This window comes from Pantoea sp. MQR6, assembly GCF_022761075.1.
Lineage (GTDB): Bacteria > Pseudomonadota > Gammaproteobacteria > Enterobacterales > Enterobacteriaceae > Pantoea > Pantoea phytostimulans.
Window position 1 is genome coordinate 500,399 of the sequence record NZ_JAKYXB010000001.1, and the last position, 24,789, is coordinate 525,187.

The 24,789-nt window shown below is 45.0% G+C and carries 20 protein-coding genes; all 20 read left to right on the forward strand.

Translation table 11 applies throughout. The features are described 5' to 3' along the window. Positions 1-159 precede the first annotated feature (159 nt). The 20 genes from MUG06_RS02175 to gmd all read left to right on the forward strand — a co-directional run bounded on the left by MUG06_RS02175 (position 160) and on the right by gmd (position 24,788). Positions 160-1,296, forward strand: a complete 1,137-nt coding sequence (locus MUG06_RS02175) for an EpsG family protein (protein ID WP_243077579.1) — start codon at positions 160-162, stop codon at positions 1,294-1,296. A gap of 15 nt (positions 1,297-1,311) precedes the next feature. Beyond that, on the forward strand, positions 1,312-2,037 hold the full coding sequence (locus tag MUG06_RS02180) for an SGNH/GDSL hydrolase family protein (RefSeq protein WP_243077580.1): 726 nt from the start codon (positions 1,312-1,314) through the stop codon (positions 2,035-2,037). A 33-nt stretch (positions 2,038-2,070) separates the two neighbouring features. Next, on the forward strand, positions 2,071-3,249 hold the full coding sequence (locus MUG06_RS02185; protein WP_243077581.1) for an acyltransferase: 1,179 nt from the start codon (positions 2,071-2,073) through the stop codon (positions 3,247-3,249). 75 nt (positions 3,250-3,324) lie between these two features. Continuing rightward, on the forward strand, positions 3,325-4,242 hold the full coding sequence (locus MUG06_RS02190) for a glycosyltransferase family 2 protein (RefSeq protein WP_215846260.1): 918 nt from the start codon (positions 3,325-3,327) through the stop codon (positions 4,240-4,242). A gap of 78 nt (positions 4,243-4,320) precedes the next feature. After that, positions 4,321-5,073, forward strand: a complete 753-nt coding sequence (locus MUG06_RS02195; RefSeq protein ID WP_243077582.1) for a glycosyltransferase family 2 protein — start codon at positions 4,321-4,323, stop codon at positions 5,071-5,073. A 49-nt stretch (positions 5,074-5,122) separates the two neighbouring features. Then, positions 5,123-6,157 carry a glycosyltransferase family 4 protein gene (locus tag MUG06_RS02200; RefSeq protein WP_243077583.1) on the forward strand — a complete coding sequence of 345 codons (1,035 nt, stop codon included), beginning with the start codon at positions 5,123-5,125 and terminating at the stop codon, positions 6,155-6,157. Between the two features lie 88 nt (positions 6,158-6,245). Continuing rightward, complete coding sequence (locus MUG06_RS02205) at positions 6,246-8,462, forward strand: phage tailspike protein (protein WP_243077584.1); 2,217 nt, start codon at positions 6,246-6,248, stop codon at positions 8,460-8,462. A gap of 152 nt (positions 8,463-8,614) precedes the next feature. After that, positions 8,615-9,877, forward strand: coding sequence for a colanic acid biosynthesis pyruvyl transferase WcaK (gene wcaK, locus MUG06_RS02210; protein WP_215846263.1), 1,263 nt, complete (start codon positions 8,615-8,617; stop codon positions 9,875-9,877). Between the two features lie 4 nt (positions 9,878-9,881). Continuing rightward, positions 9,882-11,105, forward strand: a complete 1,224-nt coding sequence (locus tag MUG06_RS02215; RefSeq protein ID WP_243077585.1) for a glycosyltransferase — start codon at positions 9,882-9,884, stop codon at positions 11,103-11,105. Beyond that, complete coding sequence (locus tag MUG06_RS02220) at positions 11,102-12,442, forward strand: lipopolysaccharide biosynthesis protein (protein WP_243077586.1); 1,341 nt, start codon at positions 11,102-11,104, stop codon at positions 12,440-12,442. The genes MUG06_RS02215 and MUG06_RS02220 overlap by 4 nt, the downstream gene beginning before the upstream one ends. Before the next feature lie 403 nt (positions 12,443-12,845). Next, positions 12,846-13,742 (forward strand): UTP--glucose-1-phosphate uridylyltransferase GalF, encoded by an 897-nt coding sequence (galF, locus tag MUG06_RS02225; protein WP_215846269.1) that lies wholly within the window; start codon positions 12,846-12,848, stop codon positions 13,740-13,742. 52 nt (positions 13,743-13,794) lie between these two features. Next, entirely contained in the window at positions 13,795-14,808 is a 1,014-nt protein-coding gene (gene galE / locus MUG06_RS02230) for a UDP-glucose 4-epimerase GalE (protein WP_243077587.1), read from the forward strand. Positions 14,809-15,352: 544 nt separating this feature from the next. Next, on the forward strand, positions 15,353-16,765 hold the full coding sequence (locus MUG06_RS02235) for a mannose-1-phosphate guanylyltransferase/mannose-6-phosphate isomerase (protein ID WP_243077588.1): 1,413 nt from the start codon (positions 15,353-15,355) through the stop codon (positions 16,763-16,765). Between the two features lie 17 nt (positions 16,766-16,782). Continuing rightward, complete coding sequence (gene cpsG / locus MUG06_RS02240; protein WP_243077589.1) at positions 16,783-18,162, forward strand: phosphomannomutase CpsG; 1,380 nt, start codon at positions 16,783-16,785, stop codon at positions 18,160-18,162. Then, entirely contained in the window at positions 18,159-18,956 is a 798-nt protein-coding gene (locus MUG06_RS02245; protein WP_279233904.1) for an ABC transporter permease, read from the forward strand. Before cpsG ends, MUG06_RS02245 begins: the two co-directional genes overlap by 4 nt. Further along, positions 18,956-20,179, forward strand: a complete 1,224-nt coding sequence (locus tag MUG06_RS02250) for an ABC transporter ATP-binding protein (protein WP_243077590.1) — start codon at positions 18,956-18,958, stop codon at positions 20,177-20,179. The genes MUG06_RS02245 and MUG06_RS02250 overlap by 1 nt, the downstream gene beginning before the upstream one ends. After that, positions 20,176-21,096, forward strand: a complete 921-nt coding sequence (locus MUG06_RS02255) for an FkbM family methyltransferase (protein ID WP_243077591.1) — start codon at positions 20,176-20,178, stop codon at positions 21,094-21,096. The genes MUG06_RS02250 and MUG06_RS02255 overlap by 4 nt, the downstream gene beginning before the upstream one ends. Before the next feature lie 3 nt (positions 21,097-21,099). Beyond that, the gene (locus MUG06_RS02260) at positions 21,100-22,317 is read left to right on the forward strand and encodes a hypothetical protein (protein WP_243077592.1); all 1,218 of its coding nucleotides are present in this window, start codon (positions 21,100-21,102) and stop codon (positions 22,315-22,317) included. Then, positions 22,318-23,700 (forward strand): glycosyltransferase family 1 protein, encoded by a 1,383-nt coding sequence (locus tag MUG06_RS02265; RefSeq protein WP_243077593.1) that lies wholly within the window; start codon positions 22,318-22,320, stop codon positions 23,698-23,700. It begins immediately after the preceding gene. Between the two features lie 47 nt (positions 23,701-23,747). Beyond that, entirely contained in the window at positions 23,748-24,788 is a 1,041-nt protein-coding gene (gene gmd / locus MUG06_RS02270) for a GDP-mannose 4,6-dehydratase (protein WP_243077594.1), read from the forward strand. Position 24,789 lies beyond the last annotated feature (1 nt).

Here is a 24,789-nt window from a genome sequence, read left to right on the forward strand (position 1 = left end):
CATAACAAGCGTCAATCACAGAATGCATCAGCAACAGAACTGACGTCCGCCCACGCATCCATGATGATTAATGGCGCGACACGCTGAGAATGTAGCCGGGAAGGCAAACAGCGTAAGTCACTGTTAGCGTGACAACTTGTGGAATTAAGGAATCACACCATGGCTCCATATTGGTATATAGCAGGGTTTTTGTTGTTGCTTTCGCTGGTCGAAATCCTGCTTAAAAAAGATGAACGTACCACGCATATTCTTACCTACCTGCTTTGCATTGCTACTATCACACTGATTGTTTTTGGCGGTATTCGTGGGCTTGGCACCGGGATGGATGATTACCAATACCGCAGCTTCTTTGTCGATTTCGTTCGACGCATTGAAGTCAATGGTTTTGCGAATACGGTTGCTTTTTTCCGTTACGAACCGCTGATTTTTGCTATCGCCTGGCTGACCAGTCTGTTTTCACACAATGCCAGTGCGTTTCTGTTTGTTTTCAGCATTCTGGCAGTATCGACCAACGCTATTTTCTTTAAAAAGATGTCGCCTTATCCAGTGCTGGCACTGGTGCTCTACTCAGCACACATTTTTATCAATAAAGACGTTAACCAGATCCGCTTTGGCTTAAGTTCCGCACTCTTCCTTGGGGTGTTGTGGACAATCTACCTGAAACAGTATTGGTGGGCGTTTGCCTTTTTTGTCCTCTCATTCTTAAGCCACAACACGGCGGTCATGGTCGTAACAATTGTGCCGTTTCTGTTTATTCGTGATTCCCGCTGGTGGCCGGTGCTCATTATCGTTGCGAGTATTCCGCTTTCCGTCGTAGGGGGTACCGGCTTCATTGCACTGATTGCCGGACATTTAGGATCGATGGGGGAAAGGGCGGCTGGATACAGTAATGAAGCATCCAATGCGGGTGATGGCAGCGTGGTATCGGTTTCTAACCTCAAGAACATCATGCTGGTATTTATCTTTGTCTATTTCATGCTGAGCAATCAGTTAAAACGAGACAATTACGCGCAGTATCGCCTTAATTATTTGCTGATTTTGAGCTTTGCGATCGGCGGCGGTGTCAGGATCTTCTTTTATAACTATTCATCCGGCGCACGCTTATCGAACTATTTGTTGCAGGTTGAGCCGATTATTTTAACGTCGCTTATTTATCAGTCGAAGAAAATACTCAAGCCGGCGATGTTTGCGATGTTTGCTTTCTTCCTTGTTTATTACCTCTATTACAACACGATTTCACTCAAGCAGGCCGTGGTTGGCTATGAAGTTGCTCGTGAATTCAAATTGTTTCATTAATTGATGAGAGGAAATATGAGCAAGAAGTTGATGGCAGTTCTGTTGGTGGCTGCGCCTATGCTGGCGCAGGCTGCCGATAACAAAGCCGCATTTGTTATTGCGGCTTATGGTGACTCAACGACCGCCGGCGTTATTTCATCTGGCGGTCGTAACATCATTACTAAAAATAATGAGATGAATTATCTGCATCAGATGTTGAAAGACAAATATGGTGCAGACATCCAGTTGAAAAACCACGGTTCTCCCGGCGCACAGGCGGCTGAACTGGTTTACAGCCAGGATAACAAACCCCATCTCGACTGGGCAGAACGTATGGCGAAGTCTGATGCCAATATGATTCTGCTCAACTATGGCATTAACGATGCGCGCATTTACTTTTTTAAAGATAAGAAAGCTCATCAGGAAAGCCCGGAAGAGTACAAGCGCATCATGACGGAACTGGTCAAGGTAGCCAAAGCCAATAACAAATTGGTGGTGCTGCAAGAGCCTAATCCAATCTGTGGGCGCGCCGAACGCTGGAATGTCTGGCCTTACGTTTATCAATTAAATGAAGTGGCGAAAGAACAGCAAGTTCCTATTGTGAAACAGTTCAGTCTTATAAAGGAAAATCGAGACTGGCAATCTGAGATGTCACCGGATTGCATTCATCCTTCCGAGATGCTTTATAAACAAAAAGCACAAAGAACCTTCGATGTATTAAGCGCCACTTTCGATAGCGCTTTATCTAAACACAGCAGCTAACCCAACCCAGACTATGTTGCTTTAGGAGCTGACATGTATGTATTAATCATGGTGCTGTCATTTTGTCTGGCGCTTATTATTTTACGTGTATTCTCCTTTCATAAAGGGGTCTATAACGAAAGTGGCATCAAAAGTATCTCTGGCTTACGTGCCCTTTTAGCAAGCATCGTGGCGTTCTCCCACTTTGCGCATTACATTTATTCACTTGATGGAAAGTGGATATTCGATAAAGACTACTTTGCCTGGTTCTCGGAAGGTAACTTCTTTGTTAACTCCGGAAAATTCGGCGTGTTGCTGTTTTTCATGATCTCGGCGTTTCTGTTTTATCGCTGGTTAGACAATGACACCATGACGCCCGGCCAGCTCACCTATAAGCTCTTGAAATCGCGTATTCGCCGTATCGTCCCGATGTTCTGGTTCTCCGCATTCGTCATCATCGTGATTGGGCTGGTAAAAGGCGATCTGATCGTCGGTGCTACAGCGGTGAAAGATGCGGTACTGTGGTTACTGTTTATTGGCAGTTATCACATTGGCGATTATGCAACGGCTGACGTCAACGCAGGTGTCGAATGGACGCTTCGTCTGGAATGGCTGCTTTATCTCTCCATTCCGCTGATCTATGTCATCAATCGTGCCACTAACGGCAAATACAAAACGTTGCTGATCCTCGGCTCAATTGGGGTGATTTTCTGTGTGGCTGTGGGCTTGCGCCTGTGGGGTAAAACCTATACCGATCCACGTCCCGTGCTGGGCTTCGCGATGGGTTACATGGCCTACAAACACCGTGAGCTGTTTGTTCACTATAAGCACTCAAGCCTGGCAGCCTTAGCGGTGATTTTACTCACCCTGTTTTCGCTCTCATTTACCAGCAACACCTTCTTTTACCTGATTTTCCTTTGCTGCCTCACGGTAATATTTTTCATCGTCAGCAGCGGTAACGCCGTGTTTGGCATTCTGGAAAATAAGACCCTGATGTCCATTGGCGAGATTAGCTACAGCCTGTATCTCATTCATGGTGTGGTGCTGTATTTCATTAAGCAGATCCCGCTGACGCTGGTTCCTCATTCGTTCCTGGTTTACACCTTGCTGTCGACCGGCTTTTTTGTCGCTTCTTTCTATGTAGCCAAGCTGACTTATCTCTACGTGGAAAAGCCGTTTATCGGCAGTAATAAGAAGAAAAAAGTGGCGATCAAAGCGTCGCCAACAAATTAGGACATCACCGGTTATCCTTGGTCATCCATACGTTATATCTTTGAATTTGGAAATGTTTTTAATGAGGTGCTGGTAATGAAGGATATTCGCTTCTCCATCGTAATTCCCGCTTATAATGCGTCAGAATCGATTGTGACGACGCTGGATTGCGTCAAGGCGCAAAGCTATCGCAATTTCGAAGTGATCATTGTGGATGACAAATCCATTGATGCTGCCGCGCTGGCAGAGGTGGTTCGCAGCGAGCGTTATCAGGATTTGGACATTAATCTGGTGCTCTCTGAGGTCAAGCTCAACGGTGCCGGTGCACGTAACAAAGGCATCGAGTTAGCTACCGGCGATTACGTCAGCTTTCTGGATGCCGATGATGAATGGCATGCAGATAAACTGCTTCATGTCAGCGAGAAAATTGCTCAGCTGGACGCGCAGGGCAAGCAGAACTTCATCATCTTTAGTCAGGTAAATATTTATCAGGATGGATCTTTTCTGAAAGTGATGCCGATGCAGCCGCCGGGCAAAGATGAAACGGTTGCTGAGTATCTGTTCGGCTGTTACGGCTTTATTCAGACCAGCACTATCGTGTTGAAGCGTGAAGATGCGGCCAAAATCCAGTTTGATACGCGCTATATTCGCCATCAGGATTATGACTTCTGTATTCGCGCCGATCGCATGGGCTACGACTTCGTTATGATCGCTGCGCCTTTAGCTAATTATCATCTGGTGACCAAATTTGGTTCCAAGCACAAAGGCGAGTCAGTGAAGTATTCGATTTTCTGGCTGGATACGATGAAACCGCACCTTACCTCGCGTGACATTCACACCTATAAAGCCTTTAAACTGCCGCTGCGCTACAAAATGGACGGCAATTCGCTGATGGCGAGCCTGAGCTTTGCGCGCTATTTCTTCCTCACCAATAAAGACAACCGCGCTTACTTTATGAATCGCCTGAAAGACAAGGTGAGAGCGCGCTTTGGCGGAGAAAAAGCGCTTTCCTGACGCAGTTTTGCTCATCATTGCTCCTGAACGCAGGAGCAACCCTTTGGATACACTTTTTTCTTTTATTCAGGTATGAAGATGAATAATCAAGTTGGAACCGTCGGCATTGTTATGCCTATGTACAATGCACGTCAGACGGTATTACGCGCCGTGCAATCGGTTATCAATCAGAGTCACACAGACTGGCACCTTTACCTGATAAACGATAAATCAACCGATGACTCGCTGGCGTTCGTGCGCGAAAATTGTCAGGATGCACGCATCACCATTTTGGATAACGCCGTTAATATGGGCGCCGCCGAGACCCGCAATGTCGGGCTGCGTGCGGCTAAAGAGGAGATCATCGCTTTCCTCGACAGCGATGACGAATGGCATGCTGACAAGCTGGCGCAGCAAGTCGCAGCGATTGCCGCCGGGGATGATTTTGTGATCACCGAGTATCACTACAAAACCCAAAAAGCTGACCACGACATCACCTATTCAAAACCCTACCTCCAACAAGAAAATTTCGTGAAGAAGCAGTACCGCGTCTGTTTTTCATCGGTCTGTTTCCGCCGTCCGCCGCAGGGTATTTTTTTCCAGCGCAAAGGCCACGAAGATTTCCTGTTTCTCTACGAATTGTTCAGTCGCTACAAGCAAGCACGCGTTATTCAGACAATTCTTGTCAATTATTACGAATTAGGTGATTCACTTTCGCGCAATAAGAACAAAGCGGCGAAGTGGCACCTTGAATTATTAAGAATTATCTATAAAAACAATCCGTTAAAAATCTATTACTATTACGGCTGGTATATGGTGAATGGTGTGCTGTTTACCTTGAAGCATCGTTAAGCCGATCGGCAGGATTGTCTTTTACTCATTTTGAGGTGGATTGCGTTACATGAAAAAAATTGTCCTGGTGATCAAAGATGCCTACTCGTATGCGGGCACCGAGAACATCTGTAACTTCATGTCAGAGTGTCTTGGCGAAACGCACGATGTCACCGTTTACTCGTTGGAAGGCAGCGGAAAAACCTTCTATCCCTTTGAGCATGTGAAAGAGATCGTTAGCTTTGAGGGACACAGTAATCCGATTAAAAGCGCCGTCAGCCGTATCCATGAGGAAGATTTTGATACCGTTTTCCTGATCAGCATGGGTCGCCTGAGTGTGATGTTCGCTTTCTGGAACCTGATGTCGATGAAGAAAAAACGCGGCAAAGCCTACGCGTGTGAACACATTGCAATTAATTCCTTCAGTAAACCCATCAAATTCCTCAAGTATCTGCTGCTGCGCTACTACGATCGCGTAATTGTGCTGACCGATAAAGATCATCAGGTTTTTAATCGTTGGCACATTCCTAGCAAACAAATCCCTAATCCTGTGGTGTTTAAAGCCTTTCAGCGCCAGACGCGTAACCGTCAGGCATTAGCTGTGGGCCGTTTAGATCATCAAAAGGGATTTGATCTGTTGCTGGATATCTGGCGCGACTTCGCCAAAACCCATCCTGACTGGACGCTGGTGATTGCCGGTGATGGTGAACTGCGTCAGCAGTTGCACGATCAGGCCGCGGTATTGGGTATCACAGACAGTGTTAATTTTGTCGGCAAAGTCAGCAATATCAATGATTACTACCGCGACAGCGATATGGCGCTGATGACGTCACGCTATGAAGGCTTACCGCTGGTGTTACTCGAAGCGAAAGCATGGTCGCTGCCGGTGGTGGCCTATGACTGCCCAACTGGGCCACAAGAGATCATCAATCACGGTGAAGATGGATTTCTGGTTCCCATGAACGACAAAGCGGACTTTCTGGCACGCATGAACCAGCTGGCCAGTGATGATGCGCTGTTCTATGCCATGAGTGAAAAAACAAAAGAAACCGCGCTGAAATTCGACGGTAATCAAATCAAGCAAAGCTGGCTGGCGTTGGTTTAACTCGGGTAAATCCTACCCAATTGCAAAATGCCTCAAGGGACTAAGCCTTGGCCGATAACACGGCCTCATTAACCACGGGATATGTTGCATGAAAAGAAGAGAAGTGTTGCAAAGCGCAGCCTCAGCCATTGTTGGTGCCCTCTCTGTGAGCACCTTTTCCAGCTACGCAGCAAAAAGTAATGGTATTGCGCTTAAGCCGGTTGATGCCACCGCTGTACCCAAAAGCGACGTACCGATCTTAACGCCAGAAAATGTCTATGCCATGCCACCTCAGTTCTGGCAAGGTTTTGAAGGTAAATTATGGATTGGCAAAGCGGGCAGCGATGCCAGTAAACCAGGTAACCAAATTCCTGTTTTTCTGCGTGATGCCAACGGTAAAGTCTCTGAGATCAGCCAGCCCATTTCGCTGAACAAAGGCAATTTTGCGCAATTCATTCATGACAATGCCGCGTTGATCGCCGATCCGTCGCATTCCATGGCTGTTGAGGACAGCAACGGTCAAACGCTGTTTAACATTGCCGATGTGAGCCGTCCAGGGCAGGCGGATTTTAGCCAACGGCTGGCACAGCCCACGGGTTATCAGCTGATTGGCGAAATTCCTTCGGTGGAAGAGCTGCGTAAAACGCGTCCGCTGTTTGAAGGAGCAAAAATCAAGCTGAAAAGCTGGCACGCGGGCCTTGAAGTTGGCGGCGGTGAGTTCGTCGGCAGTTTCCAGGATGCGAAAGATGATGACGGCGTTAATTTTGCAGGGCAGGGTTTTCACTGGCGTCGCGTTATTGAAGATTACAACCGCCTGACGCTGTTTGATTTTGGCGCGATTGCAGATGGCAAAACAGATACCGCGCCTGCGATTAAAGCGATGTATCAATGGTCGCTAGCCGCTGATCTGCAGATTTGCGTGCAGTTCCCGGCAGGGACCTTCTTTGTTACGGCCTGTGATTTTGGCCCAGATAATATGCGCTTCTTCCGTATTTCGGGCGCGATGGTGAACTTCGGTTATTTTCCTGCGACCACTTTGGTGTCCGACGGTAAATCCGATTTTATCTTCAAAGTTAATGCTCGCTGGGTGGAAATCTCCAACCTGATTTTCAACGGCAACACGGATACCCATCCCAACCAGCAAGGCTTGTTTAGCAACAGCTGTCCGGGAGGACAATTCTTCCGCGGCTCATGTTTACGCTTCACGCATGTGGGTGGCACGGCATTGAGCCTGCTGGATACGCTGGATTGCAAAATCGACCAATGGTACGCGTCACGCTGTACCGGTGATGTCATCAAAGCCGGTTGGTCTGGCCAGAAAAAAGGCAACTGGGATCACAGTACGGCGATTGAGCTGTCGAATTTCAACGCCCAAAACTGTCGTGGCGGCAAGGTATTGAATCTGCCGCGCTGCGCTCAGTCCATCATTCATAATGGCTGGATCGAGCATTGCGACTATCCCGGAGACATCTCTAACGGGCAATGGATCGTTGATGCACTCAGCCTGGAAGATTGTAAAAACCCGCTGATAGCGCACAACTCGCGCTTGAACATGCGTCAAACCAGCCTGCAATCAGGTAGTTGGATTGATAACTCTTCGCAGGGCGATCGCTGGCTCAGTGTTTGGGAAATGGGTTCGACGCGGGTTGAATCTTACGGTGTCGCCATTGATGGCAGCCTAAATTATAACTACATCACATCGCGCTGGCGGTTGGAAAATAATTCGAACCAACAAACCTGGTTTGAGCTGGGCAGTCTTTATTCCCCTGATGTCGGTGATTCATGGGAAATCGAAATTTTTGGCCAGTCGCAATTCAATAACGGTACTGACTCGCAGCCGTTAATGAATGTCGTGAATGACAAAACAACCGGTGGCCGTGCGGTGATCCATGTTCAACGCAAAAAGGGCAAGTCGGAAGCCAGCTGGTCTGCCGAAGGAAGTTGCCCGGTGGTTGAGGTGCGCTACGTTGCGCAGCACGACACCGATGTGCGTGTTTTCGTCAAGCTGGCAGGCTGGACGCCTGCCGCAGTGGTATTGGTGAAAAGCACTGGCAAAACGCGCTTTGATACCGGCCGCTGCGCCCGCGTTAACGCCAAAATGGTGCCCGCCAATCCGCCGGGCGGCGAGGAAAGCAAAAAAGCGCCTCAGCGTTTCAGCCTGCACAACGGGAAAGCGGGCATTGGCGCGAACGAAGAGGGCGATCTGCTTATTGCCTCGCGTCCGCTTTCTGACGATCAGGTTGATACCAGTAAGCCTGCAGGATTTGTCTCGGTAGTCATTAATGGCAAGCAGGTCGCGATGCCTTATTTTGCCATCAAGTCATAGCATTTAAACGGGCCGCCACAATGGAGGCGGCCTGCAGTTTCAGGAGCGGGTTTTTGGGTTTATTTGCCTTATTGCAGTGCTTTAACAGAGTTCACTTTGCCAGTTTGGAAGATGGCGGCTTGCAGAATTAAAAAAATTTATTTGGAGTTTTTATGAAAATTTTATTGGTGGGTAACCATACCTGTGGGAATCGTGGGGATGGCGCGATTCTTCGTGGACTGATTGATTCGATGCAGTCCGCGCGTAGTGATCTTGATATCGATGTCATTAGCCGTTATCCAACCAGCTCTGGTTATTTGCTTCAACAACACATTCAGCAAGACTCGCTGTTTTTGCACAACAGCAAGTCAGGTAAAGGATTGGTCGGTTCAGTAAAGCGTAAAGTCGCGAACCGTCTGATGCCTGACATCATGATGGCGCACTTGGGCAAAGGCGGCTTGTATAAATCCTTTTCTGTACCAGCGCACCTCAAAGCCTTTACTGAAAGCCTGAAACAGTACGATGCAATTATTCAGGTTGGCGGTTCATTCTTCGTCGATCTGTATGGCGTTACCCAGTTTGACCATGCGCTGTGTGCCTTGATGGCGAAGAAGCCGATTTACATGATTGGTCACTCAGTCGGCCCGTTCCAGAATCCTCGCGTTAACGCCCTGGCGAACTTTGTGTTTGACCGCGTAAACAGCCTGGTATTGCGTGAATCTGTCAGCCTTGATCTGATGAAGCGCGATGGTGTGACTAGCTCTAAAGTTGCTGCCGGCGTTGATACCGCGTTTTTGGTTAAAGCGCGTGAAGTTGAAAATCCAAGTCATAACTTGCGTCACTGGCAATCTATTATCAGCGCGCGCAAAACGATCGCCATTACCGTGCGTGAACTGGCGCCGTTTGACAAGCGTCTGGGTGTGACCCAGAAAGAGTATGAAGAGGCTTTTGGGCGCGTCATTAACGCGATGATTGCCGAAGGCTATCAGGTTGTGGCTTTCTCAACCTGTACCGGCATTGACAGCTACGCGAAAGATGACCGCATGGTGGCGTTAACGTTACGCGACCACGTTGCACAGCCTGAGCATTACCATGTCATCATGGACGAATTCAATGACCTTGAATTGGGAATCCTTTTAAGCCACTGTCATTTGACGATCGGCACTCGCCTGCATTCCGCCATTATTTCCATGAACTTCGGCACGCCAGCCGTTGCGATCAACTACGAGCACAAGTCGATGGGTGTGATGAATCAGCTTGGTTTGCCGCAGATGGCAACGGACGTCAAAAGCCTGATGGATGGTTCGCTGATCGACAAGGTTAAGACCGTTCTTGCTGATTACGACAACATCAAGCACAAGGTCGACACGGCCGTTGCGAATGAAAGGGAAATTGGCAATCGGATCACTGAAGAGATTCTCAAAGTATTAGGGTAATCAGATGAAGCTGACTTTTTTCACCATGCGTTTCCCGGTTGCCTCCGAAACCTTTGTTTTGAATCAGGTAACCCATTTTATTGATGCCGGTTACGATGTGGAGATTATTTCGGTATTTCCCGGTGATTTGGTGAATCGGCACGCTGCCTTTGATGAGTATGGGCTGGCGGCTAAGACACATTATCTGTTGCCGGAAGAGAAAGTCTCGCTGGTGGATAAGCTGATCCAGCGCCTCAAGCTGGTCTTGCCGAAGATAACCAAATCTTCGCTGCTTCGTTCGCTCAATGTGCGCCGCTATGGCGCACAATCCAGCAAACTGTTGTTGCCATCAATTGTGGCAAATGCGTCCCAGATTTTCACTGCTGATGTGTTTCTGGTGCATTTTGGCTATGCAGGTGCGCTCGCCAATAAGTTACGCGAGTTGGGCGTGCTGAAGGGCAAACAGGCCACCGTGTTTCACGGTGCTGACATTTCACGTCGACACATTCTGGAGGAGCACAAACACGATTACATCAATCTGTTTGAGCAGAGCGAACTGATGTTGCCGATCAGCCATTTATGGGAGAACAAGCTGATTGAGATGGGTTGCCCGCCAGAAAAAATTCATGTTACCCGCATGGGAATTGAGCCTGAGAAATTTAATTTTCAGCCGCGTCAGGGATTTCATAAACCTTTGCGGATTGTCTCGGTTGCACGTCTCACTGAGAAGAAAGGACTGGATGTCGCGGTGAAAGCGAGCGCAATTTTGAAACAGCGCGGTGGCCAGTTCCAGTACACCATTATTGGTAATGGCGATCAGGATGAGATGATGCGCGGCTTTATTGCCGAAGAGGGCATGGAAGATTGTGTGACGATGCCAGGCTTCAAGCCGCAGAACGAGATCCGCAAAGCATTAAGCGAGGCTGATATCTTCCTGCTGCCGTCTAAAACGGCTGCCGATGGTGACATGGAAGGCATTCCCGTGGCACTGATGGAAGCCATGGCGGTCGGTTTGCCGGTGGTTTCTACCTTTCATAGCGGCATCCCTGAACTGATTGAAAACAATGTTTCCGGCTGGTTAGTTGAAGAAGATGACCCGGAAGCGCTGGCGGACACCTTGCTGAAACTCTCACAGGGAGAAGTGGATGTCGTGCCGGTAGTGGCAGCGGCTCGACACAAAGTTGAGACCGAATTTAATCAGCATATCGCTTATGGCGAGCTGGCACAGATTCTGGAGCGATTGGTGTGAGTGGATTTAAGTCACAGGCGATTTGGTTGTTTGGCAGCACCTGTTTTTCGGCGGTGCTGCAGGTTGCACAACTTAGCCTTCTCGCCCGTAAGCTGGAAACCCATGAACTGGGGCTTTTAGCCATTATTAACGCCATTCTGGCCGTAGCGGGTGTACTTCAGGATATGGGCATGAGCAGCTATCTCGTGCACCGTCAGAACATTACTCGCCGCGAGCAGAGCACCATTTACTGGGTGAACGTCTCACTCAGTTTATGTACTGGCTTGATCATGCTAGCGATTGCCTTTCCGGTTGCCTGGTTCTATCACCTGCCAGAGCTGGTTGGTCTGATCATGTTGACCAGCCTGAACTTTCTGGTGTTGGGGCATTTGTCGCAATACCAGGCGCACTACATCAAAACCAAGCGGATGGTCTCGCTGGCAAAAATTGAGATGGGCACCAAGCTGTTCGCCTTTCTGTGCGTAGTGGCGATGCTGCAATACACCTCGCTTACGGTGGCCGCGGCCATTCTCGGTCTATTCATCAACGCCTTTACCCGCATCATTTGCATGATTGTGCTGGGCGAGAAATCATGGCGTCCCACGTGGGAATTTGATAAAGCGACCTTTATTGGCGCGGTGCGTTACGGTAGCTATCAGCTGGGATCGCAGACGATCAATCAGTTACGTACCCAAGCCGATGCGCTCGTGGTGGGTAAAGTAATGGGCGCGGAGATGCTGGGGGTTTACTCACTGGCGAAAGAGCTGGTATTACAACCGCTGAAGCTGGTTACACCGGTGATTAACCGTTTAGCGCTACCGCGTTTTGCAGAGAAACAGCAGGATCCTGAACAGCTTAAGAAACTGTTCCTGAAGGGAACGCTGGCGATTATGTTGTTCAGCAGCGCCATGTATTTTGTTATCGGCGTCTTCTCTCCGGTTATCGTGCGTGTGCTGTATGGCACATCCCATGAGCAGGTTTATCATCTGATCCCGCTGATGTTGTTGTTCGGCATGCTGCGTCCAATGGGTGGTTTGACCGGGGCGATTTCGCAAGCGAACGGTCGCACTAACGTGGAGTTCTACTGGAACATTGTCGCGAGCCTGGTGGTATTAGGGGTATTAGCCACGACCTTCCTTTGGCCAAATGTCCTCTACGTTGCATTAACGCTCTCTATCTCTCAGGTATTGATTTCCGCGCTGGCACATCCTTTCTTTATCAAGCCGGTGATTGGTATTCGCTTTATGCCCTATGCGCGTCAGTGGATGTCAGTTTCAGTGGTGTTCGTTGGGCTAATGATGCTGATTAATCACTTCAATTTGTTCGTAATGCCGGAGTGGTTTGAGCGCTGGTTGTAATGCCCTGTTCCCCCGAAGAGTCCGTGTGTAGAAACGCAGCTTAACAAGGGGACGAACGGAGCAATACCTGGCAAGCCCGGCTAAGCTCCGGCGATGTAAGTTCAGGGTATATAACATCAAATTATACGGGTGACACGGTGTCGCCCGTTTCTTTTTTTGGCTGGCCTCAGGGCGTTTTCTTATTTCATGACGGATCGGATTTGTGTCCAACCGGATCGAATTTCATTTGGCGATTACTGATTGTCTTTCCTCATATTCTGCACGTTCTGTCCCTAGGTAAAAAGCCGAATTTCCATGATTTGACAGTCAGTTAGTGTAGGATTTTCAGATAAAGATTATACTTGCAGCTCTGGCCGATCCTGCATAATCGATCCACATCTTCACTTCATTAAACGGAATAAACATGACCAAGCTTAAAGCAGTAATCCCGGTTGCGGGTCTCGGTATGCATATGCTCCCTGCGACTAAAGCCATTCCGAAAGAAATGCTGCCTGTTGTCGACAAACCGATGATTCAATACATCGTGGATGAATGTGTTGCAGCGGGCATCAAAGAGATTGTGCTGGTCACCCATGCTTCCAAAAATGCGGTGGAAAACCACTTTGATACGACTTACGAGCTGGAAGCATTGCTTGAAGCGCGCGTTAAGCGTCAATTGCTGAGCGAAGTACAATCAATCTGTCCTCCGGGCGTTACCATCATGAACGTGCGTCAGGCACAACCATTAGGTCTTGGTCACTCCATTTTGTGTGCCCGCCCAATGATTGGTGATAATCCGTTCGTCGTGGTACTGCCAGACGTGCTGCTGGATGATTCCACCGCTGACCACCTGCGTTATAACCTGGCAGCGATGGTTGCACGCTTCGAAGAAACCGGTCACAGCCAGGTGCTGGCGAAACACATGCCAAACTCTGATCTCTCTGAATACTCGGTGATTACCACTGAAGAACCTATCGACAACCCAGGCGATGTTAGCAGCATCACCAACTTTGTTGAGAAGCCAGAAAACCCGGCTGAACTGAATTCCGATCTGGCTGCGGTAGGTCGCTATGTTCTTTCTGCTGATATCTGGGCAGAACTGGAGCGTACCGAGCCAGGCGCGTGGGGTCGTATTCAGCTGACCGATGCTATCGCCAGCCTGAGCAAGCAGAAAACGGTAGACGTTTCGCTGTTAACGGGTAAAAGCTTCGACTGTGGTCGTAAGCTGGGTTACATGCAGGCATTCGTTTCATACGGCCTGCGTAACAACGCACAAGGTCGCGATTTCCGCGAAGCTATTCAAAAGATCCTGGCGAAGTAACCTTCAACATTCACGTGCCGCGTGTTTACGCGGCAGACTGAAAGGAGTTCACATGGCTATTTTAGTAACGGGCGGCGCAGGCTATATCGGCTCCCATACGGTGCTGGCATTGTTGCAGCGTGGCGACGACGTTGTTGTGCTGGATAACCTGTGCAATGCCTCGCGCGAAGCCATCAGTCGCGTAGAGAAGTTATCTGGCAAGAAAGCCACCTTTGTTGAAGGCGACATTCGCGATCGCGCCTGCTTGCGCGATCTGTTCGCATCTAATGATATCTCTGCCGTGATTCACTTCGCCGCGTTGAAAGCGGTAGGTGAATCAACGCGTATGCCGCTTGAATACTATGAGAACAACGTAGCGGGCACCGTGGTGTTGCTGGAAGAGATGCGCAGCGCAGGTGTCTGGAACTTTATTTTCAGCTCTTCTGCCACCGTCTATGGCGCAGATGCGCCGGTTCCGTACGTAGAAACCACGCCGATTGGCGGAACGACAAGCCCGTATGGCACCTCGAAGCTGATGACTGAATTTATCCTGCGTGACTTCGCTAAAGCCGATTCAAACTTCAAAGCGATTGCGCTGCGTTATTTCAACCCAGTTGGCGCACATGAATCAGGCGAAATTGGTGAAGACCCAACAGGTATTCCAAACAATTTGCTGCCTTACATTGCGCAGGTTGCGATTGGACGTTTAGAAAAGCTGGGCGTGTTCGGCGGTGATTACGATACGCCAGATGGCACCTGCCTGCGTGATTACATTCACGTGGTTGACCTGGCAGAAGGGCACCTAAAAGCGCTGGATCACTTAAGCAAGGTGGAAGGGTATAAAGCCTATAACCTTGGCGGCGGCAAAGGTTTCTCAGTGCTGGAGATGATCAATTCATTTGAGAAAGCTTCTGGTAAGAAGATTCCATTTGAGATCAAACCGCGCCGCGACGGTGACCTGCCGGCGTTCTGGGCTGATGCGTCGCTGGCCAATGATGAGCTGGACTGGCGTGTGACGCGCGGCATCGATGAGATGATGCGTGATACCTGGAACTGGCAGAGCAAGAATCCTAATGGTTTTAAATAACCGTTAAGCTTTACCCAACCAGCCCGGCTAAATGCCGGGCTTTTTAATGTCTAAAATATGTAAATCATTCGATAAATCAGTATCAATCTAAGGAGTATTCGTGAATTTCCAGAGCAGATGAAAGTATCAAATACGGATTTATCCTGGGCATATCTAACTTAAAAAGAGCATGAATAGCCGCATTGTGCTGTCGATCAAGGCTAAAAAGGCAATGTTCTACTATGCTGTTTTTTCGATAATTATTGCCCATTGTTAGCTCATTATATTTGTTAAATGTGCCTAATGCTTTCATCGCTAACAAATAAACAATAGGCATGTTATTTCTGCCGCACAAAATGTACTATTTGCGGTGGTCTTAATACTCGAATGGGGTTGTGTAAATTATAACCAACACATGAAGGTGTTAATCATCAATAGATCTGTTTTTTACACAGCGTATTGGTTGCTGCAAGCCAAGGGCGGTAGCGTGGCTTTTTATTCATTTGAATAAAAATTGACCCGCTTTAAATGCAATAGCACGTTTAAATCTGTTAGAGGATGTGGAATGTTACTTCCCGTAATCATGGCCGGAGGAACCGGCAGCCGCTTATGGCCCCTTTCCCGAGAATTGTATCCAAAGCAGTTTATTTGCCTTCACGGTGAACACTCCATGCTACAGGAAACGGTCATTCGCCTTTCGGGTATTGAGGCGCGCGCGCCCATGGTGATTTGTAACGAAGAGCATCGTTTTCTTGTTGCTGAGCAATTACGACAAATTAATAAGCTCTCGCACAATATAATTCTGGAGCCGGTTGGCCGTAACACTGCACCTGCCATCGCGCTTGCGGCATTGAACGCCGTTGAGCAGGGTGATGATCCGGTTCTGTTAGTGTTGGCTGCAGACCATGTGATTGAAGATCGCGCTGCATTTCATCATGCAATCAAAACGGCTACTGCCTATGCCAAGCAAGGTAAACTCGTCACATTCGGCATTGTGCCAACTGGTCCAGAGACCGGTTATGGTTACATTCAACGTGGAGAAGCGTTGCCGGGTGAAGAAGACGCACCTTATGCAGTACAGCGCTTTGTCGAAAAACCGAATTTAAAAACCGCTGAACAGTATCTTGAGTCAGGGGAGTATTATTGGAACAGTGGTATGTTTATGTTCCGCGCTAAGCGTTATCTGCAAGAGCTTGAAAAATACCGTCCTGATATTCTTGAAGCCTGCCGCCTTGCTATGGCTAACGTGAAGGAAGGCAATGACTTCATCAGCATTGATAAAGATGACTTTATCGCTTGCCCCGATGAGTCTGTCGACTATGCCGTTATGGAACAGACCGATTCCGCTGTGGTGGTTCCACTTGCAGCAGGTTGGAGCGATGTAGGTTCCTGGTCAGCATTATGGGAGGTTAACGATAAAGACGCTCATGGTAATTCCTTAAAGGGCGACACTTTTCTGCACAACACTAAAAATTGCTACATCAACAGCGAAGACCAGTTGGTTGCAGCGATTGGTGTGGAAGACCTGGTCATCGTAAACACCAAAGATGCCGTATTAGTGGCACGTAAGGACCAGGTACAAGACGTAAAACGCGTGGTGGAATTCCTTAAAGGGGAATGTCGTAGTGAGTATCGCCGCCATCGTGAAACCTATTGGCCTTGGGGACGCTGTGACTTGGTGGTGAATACCGGCCGTTTCAACGTTAACCGCATCACCGTAAAACCGGGTGAAGCTTTCGATTTGCAGATGCACTATCACCGTACAGAACACTGGGTAATTCTATCTGGCACCGCGAAAGTGACTATTCAAGACAAGTCACTGTTAATGACAGAAAACCAGTCTACTTTTATTCCAATTGGCCATCCGCATACGCTAGAAAACCCAGGCAAAATCCCTTTAGAGCTTCTGGAAATACAGTCGGGATCTTACTTGGGCGATGACGACCTTATTCTTATAAAAGAACAGTTTGCAAGTTAGTAAGGACAGAAGAGATCATGGCAGCACTGACCTGTTTTAAAGCTTATGACATACGTGGTGAGCTTGGTACTGAACTAAACGAAGATATTGCTTATCGTATTGGACGCGCATACGGCGAGTTCATCAAACCTAAAACCATCGTGGTTGGTGGTGATGTGCGCCTTACCAGCGAGCCATTGAAGCTTGCATTAGCAAACGGTTTAAGGGACGCGGGTACCGATGTTTTAGATATCGGTATGAGCGGCACTGAAGAGATTTACTTCGCCACGTTCCACTTAGGTATTGATGGCGGCATTGAAGTCACTGCCAGCCACAACCCAATGAACTATAACGGCATGAAGTTAGTACGTGAAGGTGCTCGACCAATTAGCGGCGATACCGGCCTACGCGATGTGCAGCGCCTGGCAGAAGCAAATGACTTTGCTCCAGTTGAAGCAAGCAAACGCGGCACCTACAAACAGATTTCTGTATTGGATGCCTACGTTGACCATTTGATGAGCTACATCAATCTCGCTAACTTTACCCAACCGATAAAGTTAGTAATTAACTCCGGCAACGGTGCTGCCGGGCATGTTATCGATGAGATTGAAAAACGCTTTCAGCAAGCGAATGCACCCGTTTCCTTTATTAAAGTACATCACGCAGCTGACGGTAACTTCCCGAACGGAATTCCTAATCCATTGTTACCTGAATGCCGTAAAGATACGGCTGATGCGGTGCGTGAACATAAAGCCGATTTGGGTATAGCCTTTGATGGCGATTTTGATCGCTGCTTCCTGTTTGATGAGAATGCTGAATTTATCGAAGGCTATTATATCGTTGGTTTGTTAGCTGAAGCATTCTTGAAAAAAGAGCCCGGCGCTAAAATTATCCATGATCCGCGTTTAACCTGGAACACGATCGATGTGGTCACTAAGGCGGGTGGCATTCCGGTAATGTCTAAAACTGGACATGCGTTTATTAAAGAGCGTATGCGTGAAGAAGATGCGGTTTATGGCGGAGAGATGAGCGCACATCACTATTTCCGTGATTTCGCTTATTGTGATAGCGGAATGATTCCATGGCTGCTTGTCGCAGAATTATTAGCGGTGAAGAGTTTATCACTTTCGCAAATGGTATCTGAGAGGATGAAAGCATTCCCTTGTAGTGGCGAAATTAATTATAAAGTGGTAAATGCGCTAAATATAATAACAACTATAAAGCAAAGTTATAAAAGTTATGCGGAAAAATTTGATGAAACTGACGGGGTCAGTTTTGAATTTAATAATTGGCGGATGAACTTGAGGACTTCAAACACTGAGCCTCTGCTTAGGCTAAATATTGAGAGCAAATCAAATTCCGATTTAATTTTTCAAAAAGTCAAAGAAATTGAATTGCTTATGAAGGGCAGCGTATGATAATGGCAATTGGAAGGGCGCTGTGGAACTATCGAGGCTTTGTTCTTGGTAATGTTAAAAGAGAATTTCAATCAAAGTATCAAAATTCATTACTCGGGGCAGCTTGGAATATTTTAAATCCATTGTCCATGATAGTAGTGTATACGGTAATTTTTTCACAAGTTATGCATTCAAAAATCCCAGGGGTAGGGAATGTTTTTGGTTACAGTATTTACCTATGTTCTGGAATACTTACTTGGGGATTGTTCGCTGAAATCGTAGGTCGGGGCCAAAATGTTTTTTTAGAATATGCAAATCTACTTAAAAAAGTGAACTTCCCCAGGTTGTGTCTACCTGTAACTATAATTTTAAATGCATTACTAAATTTCTCAATAGTATTTGGTATTTTCACAGTCTTTCTGGTGGTTACAGGGAACTTTCCGGGAGTTGTGTTCTTATCATTGATTCCTATATTAATTGTTATGGTTGTGTTTGCTATGGGTTTAGGTATAACCCTCGGTGTTTTGAATGTTTTTTTTAGAGATGTTGGACAGTTCTTTGGTATAGCTTTACAGTTTTGGTTTTGGCTTACACCTATTATTTATCCCGCTGAAATATTACCAGCCCGAATACATGAATATCTTAAATTAAATCCTATGTATGGTGTTATATCATCAAGCCAAGATATTTTAGTTAAAGGGCAGTGGCCAAACTATGAAAGTTTACTGCCTGCATTATTAATAGGTTTGGTGCTCTGCATTATCGGACTTAAACTTTTCCGTAATCACTCTGGTGAAATGGTGGATGAATTATAATGGGTAAAATTTCCGTTAGTGGCGTTGGGAAAGCTTACAAACAATACCCAAGTAGGTGGAGTCGATTAGCTGAATGGTTCCTTCCAGGTAAAAAGGAACGGCATAAATTAAAGTGGGTTCTAGAAAATGTTTCGTTTGAAGTTAGTCCGGGACAGGCTTTAGGTATCATTGGGATTAATGGTGCCGGTAAAAGTACACTACTGAAAATGATAACTGGTACTACCCAGCCAACGGAAGGAACTATCTTGCTAGAAGGCCGAGTAGCAGCGATGCTTGAGCTAGGAATGGGTTTTCATCCAGACTTTACTGGAAGACAGAATGTTATTATGTCAGGCCAATTACTAGGCTATGGTATCGATGAAATTTATAATTTAATGCCTTCAATCGAAGCTTTTGCTGAAATTGGTAGTTACATTGATGAGCCAGTACGCGTTTATTCAAGTGGAATGCAAATGCGCTTAGCTTTTTCTGTGGCAACCGCTGTAAGGCCAGATATTTTGATTGTTGATGAAGCCTTGTCAGTTGGAGATGCCTATTTCCAGCATAAAAGCTTCAATCGTATAAGAGAATTCAATCGTGAAGGTACCACACTTCTTATTGTGTCTCATGACAAGCAGTCAATTCAAAGTGTTTGTAATAAAGCAATCTTGCTGAACCAAGGTAAAGTTGAAATGGAGGGCGAGCCTGAAGCGGTAATGGATTACTATAATGCCTTACTTGCAGACAAACAGAATCAAAAAATAGAGCAAGTAGAGTTAAGTGACGGCAGCATTCAAACGATATCTGGTAGCGGAGAAGCTTCAGTAAAAGACATCCGTATTCTAAATAAAAAAGGCGAAACTATCGAGTTTGTCGATGTTGGCGAGCTCGTTACTCTTAAAATAGTAGTTAAAGTTAATGAAGATATTCCAAGATTAGTACTTGGCTATGGGATTAAAGATCGGCTTGGGCAGGTAGTTTTTGGTACGAATACTGATTTAAAAAAACTTCCAATTTATGAAGTTAAAAAAGGAACAGAGCATATATTTGAAATAAAGTTTAACGCTAATTTAGGGCCTGGTAGTTATTCTATACAAACCGCGCTTGTTAGTACGGATACGCATTTGGTTAATAATTACGAATGGCGAGATCTGGCGTTAGTCTTTAATATTATAAATATAAATAAAGAACATTTTGCAGGCTGTGCCTGGATAGATCCTGAAATTGAGATTAAATCGGTATGACAAAAATAAGCTATGCGCAAAACTTCGAAGATATTATACTTTGGCGAGCGCTTAAAAATATTAAAAATGGATTCTATGTTGATGTCGGGGCTAATGATCCGGTATTAGACTCTGTAACAAATCTATTTTATTTACAAGGTTGGACAGGGATCAACGTTGAGCCATTAAAAAAACACATTTTTGCTTTAACTAATGAACGACAGAGAGATATTAACCTTCATTGCGCTGTTTCAGATATCAACGCAGATTTAGAAATATGGGAATGTGATGTTAGAGGTTGGGCTACTTTAGATAAAAAGGTAGCAGAGATTCATGAAAATAATGGTTTTCAAGGAAAGTGGACCAAAACACCAGTAAAGAGACTTGATTCCCTGTTATTAGAACATCTCCCCGAACTTCAAAAAGATATTCATTTCTTAAAAGTGGATGTTGAGGGGTTTGAAGAGAATGTGATAAAAAGTAATAATTGGGAAAAATTTAGGCCTTGGATTGTAATCATCGAATCTACAATTCCTAACTCTCAATTAGAAAGTTTTTCTTCATGGGAACAAATTCTTTTTTCTAATCAATATAAATTTATTTATTTTGATGGGTTGAATCGATTTTATCTTAGTGAAGAGCATTATGATGAATTGGCTCATGCTTTTTCATTGCCGCCTAATATTTTTGACGACTTCATTAAATATCAAGATGAAATTAATCGTAAAGAAATTAGCGCGCTCAAAGTAAAAAATGAAAATTTAGAGAGTGAAATTTTTGATAATGAAAAAATGATTTCAGAGTTAACGAAAGATAATGATGAGTTAAAAAATAATCTTATTTCTTTAAACAAAGAATTATGCTCAGTATATGAAAGCCGGTCATGGAAGCTAATGGCGCCATTTAGAAGATTTGCTAGTTTTTTTAAACGAGATTGAAATATGAAAAGTATAGTTTTTCTAAGCACTTATCCTTTTGCTAAGCCTCGCCATGGTGGCCAAATAAGGCTTTCTCAACTCGTTAATAAGTTTAGCAATAATGGATGGACTGCGCGATCAATTGCTATATATGAGCAAGAAAGTTTCATTGGAGATGATTTAGGACCGTATGATATTCCTTTTCCAATAGATTCAGAATTTAGGAAATTCGAAGGCCGTAATATCCCATTAATAAATGATTTGCTTACCGCTGAATTTGCGGTTTCTGACAGAGATACTTTCAGCAAAGTAGTTTCGCATTTGCCTGATCATATTGATGTGATCCATGTGGAGCAATGTTGGCTTTGGGATTTAGCAAAAAAAATAAAGGCTTTAGATAAATTCAAAAAAGCAATATTAATCTTCGGTTCGCAAAATATCGAATATTTACTTAAGAAAGACATTTTAGAGCAATATAATATCCCTGATCATCATGAAGTGATTGATAAAATACAGAGTCTAGAGATAAAGGCAACAGTCGAAGCAGATATTATCGCTGCTGTAACAGAAAATGATGCCAAAATAATGGCTAGTTGGGGAGGGGGTAAGGTAATATTAGCTGCTAATGGAATTAAACCGTGGGATCTTAGTTACAATAATACAAATAAAAATAAATGGATTGAGAAACTACCTAAGTCGCCTTGGATGCTGTACATCGCGAGTGCTCATCCGCCAAACTTTACTAGTTTTATAAAAATTATTGGTGAAAGCTTGGCCTGCATTCCTCCGGATAGTAAGTTAGTAATTGCTGGGAGCGTTTGTGAACATATATACAGAGAGGTTTCTGATTCTAAATGGACAAGTATTAATATGAGTCGGTTAGAATTATTATATGTTTTGGATGATAATGACTTAGGAATTGTTAAAAATCTCGCGCATGCTTACTTTTTACCTATTGAGCATGGCGGTGGTTCAAATCTTAAAACTGCTGAAGCATTATATTCAGGCAAATACGTCATAGGTACAGCCTCTGCATTTCGGGGATTTGAAGATTATATTAATTCAACAAGAGTAAAAATCGTTAATTCCCCACAAGATTTTCATATATCTTCTAGAAATATTCTTTCTTCACCAACTCCGGTATTAAACGACGAAGAAAAGGAGATAATGCAAAAATTAACTTGGGATAGGACTCTGGAAGGTCTGTTCTCTGACGTTGAAAAATTCATGGAGCAACAGTAAATGCATAATGTTTGGGTAGACGTAACAACAATACTTGGGTGGCATAGAGCTGCTGTAGGTATAGTAAGGACTGAAGTTGAATGTGCACATTATGCTTTACATCAAATTACCGGACAGCAAGTAAAATTCTGCGGATATAGTGTACAAAGTGGTTACTACGAAGTTTCACGATCCCAGGTGGAGGAAACAATAGCCCGAATTAACGGAAGCATAAAGACGCCTGCTGAAAAAAAAGTTGATACACAACTTAGTGAAAGATTTGAGACTCGCTTAAAAAAACATATCCTAAAATTCATAGGTAAGATTCCTCATCGATATCAGCGTAAAGTTTTTAGCTATCTGTTGCCACGTAAGCCTGCCGTTGTAAGTTGTATTACTTCATTGAGATATGCAAAATTGGCTTTAACGCAATGGTTTAAACCTGTTAGGTTAATGCCTCAAATACAATTCACTGAAGGTGAGACTGCAATCGGATTAAAATACCCTTTCCATGAAGGGGATACGTATATTTCATTAGGGCTGGATTGGGATCAAAAAGATTTTGGTTATTTATACAAAATTAAAAAAGAAGCAAACCTCATTGTGAAATTATTTTGCTATGATGTGATCCCTGTAAAATTGCCCCATTTATGTGTAGGTGATGTAGCAGGAAAATTTGCACATTATTTTTCAAACGTGGCATGGTGCGCCGACGAAATTTTCTGCATATCGAAGTGCTCTAGAAATGATTTGGCTGAACTTTTAAAGGAATTGGGTACACCTATACCCAAATTAACTATTGTTAAGCTAGGTTGTGAGTTGCCGGTAAACAAAAATGAAGATGATGTTTCTCTAGAACTAAGAAATTTAATGAGTAAACCTTACTTACTTTTTGTTTCAACCATCGAAAGACGCAAGAACCATGAGGTGCTTTATAAAGCTTACACTCGGCTAATTGATCAAAAGGTTCCTAATCTTCCATTGCTCATTTTTGTTGGCATGCAAGGTTGGGGAATGAATGATTTTATCACGGATTTGAATTTGGACCCTAGAGTGAAAGGGAAGATTATACAGCTAAATAACATTACTGATCCTGAATTAAGCCAGCTTTATAAAAATGCTTTGTTTACTGTATATCCATCTCTTTATGAAGGCTGGGGACTACCGGTAGCGGAAAGCTTAGCTTTCGGGAAATATTGCCTAGCTTCATCAGCAGCATCTGTGCCTGAAGTTGCAGGAGAACTTTTAGACTATATAGATCCGTGGGATGTCCCCGAGTGGGCAGAAAAAATCAAACATTTTATTGAACATCCTGATGAAATAAAACGACGTGAATTAAGAATTCAAAATGAATTCGCACCCACCAAATGGTCTGAGACCGCAGCTTCAATTTTAAATTCGTGATATTATAAACTTTATCTTTAATCTGAAAATTATATTTGGAATTTAGTATGACTAACAAAATTGCAGTTTTAACAGGCATTACAGGTCAAGATGGTGCATATTTAGCCGAATTATTACTCGATAAAGGTTATAAGGTTTTTGGAACTTATCGTCGTACGAGTTCAGTAAATTTTTGGCGTATAGAAGAGTTGGGAATTAAATCAAATCCTAATCTTCATTTAGTTGAATATGATCTTACTGATTTGTCATCCAGTATTCGCCTGTTACAAGAAAGCCAAGCAACAGAAGTTTATAACCTTGCAGCGCAAAGCTTCGTTGGCGTTTCATTCGATCAGCCCCTGACAACTGCCGAAATTACCGGTATTGGTCCTGTTAATCTGTTAGAAGCTATTCGCATTGTAAATCCAAAAATTCGCTTTTATCAGGCATCAACCTCAGAGATGTTTGGTAAAGTTCAGGCGATTCCACAAAAAGAAGACACGCCATTCTACCCACGTAGCCCATACGGCGTTGCTAAGCTGTATGCACATTGGATGACCATCAATTATCGCGAAAGCTATAACATTTTCGCTTCAAGCGGCATCCTGTTTAACCACGAATCTCCTTTGCGTGGGCAGGAATTCGTTACGCGTAAAATTACTGATTCCGTTGCTAAGATAAAACTCGGCAAGTTAGATGTACTTGAGCTGGGTAACATGGACGCTAAGCGTGACTGGGGCTTTGCTAAAGAATATGTAGAAGGGATGTGGTTGATGCTGCAGGCAGAAGAACCCGATACCTTCGTACTTGCAACTAATCGTACTGAAACTGTACGTGATTTTGTTTCAATGGCATTCAAAGCGGTTGGCATCGAATTGCGCTTTGAAGGCAAAGATGATCAAGAAGTTGCGATTGACGTTGCATCTAACAAAGTGGTCGTTAAGGTTAACCCTAAATTCTATCGTCCTGCAGAAGTAGAATTGCTGATCGGTGATCCTCAGAGAGCTAAAGACATTTTAGGCTGGGAACCAAAAACGACTTTGGAAGAACTGTGTGCAATGATGGTTGAAGAAGATCTTCGCCGTAACAAACAAGGATTCTCGTTTTAAT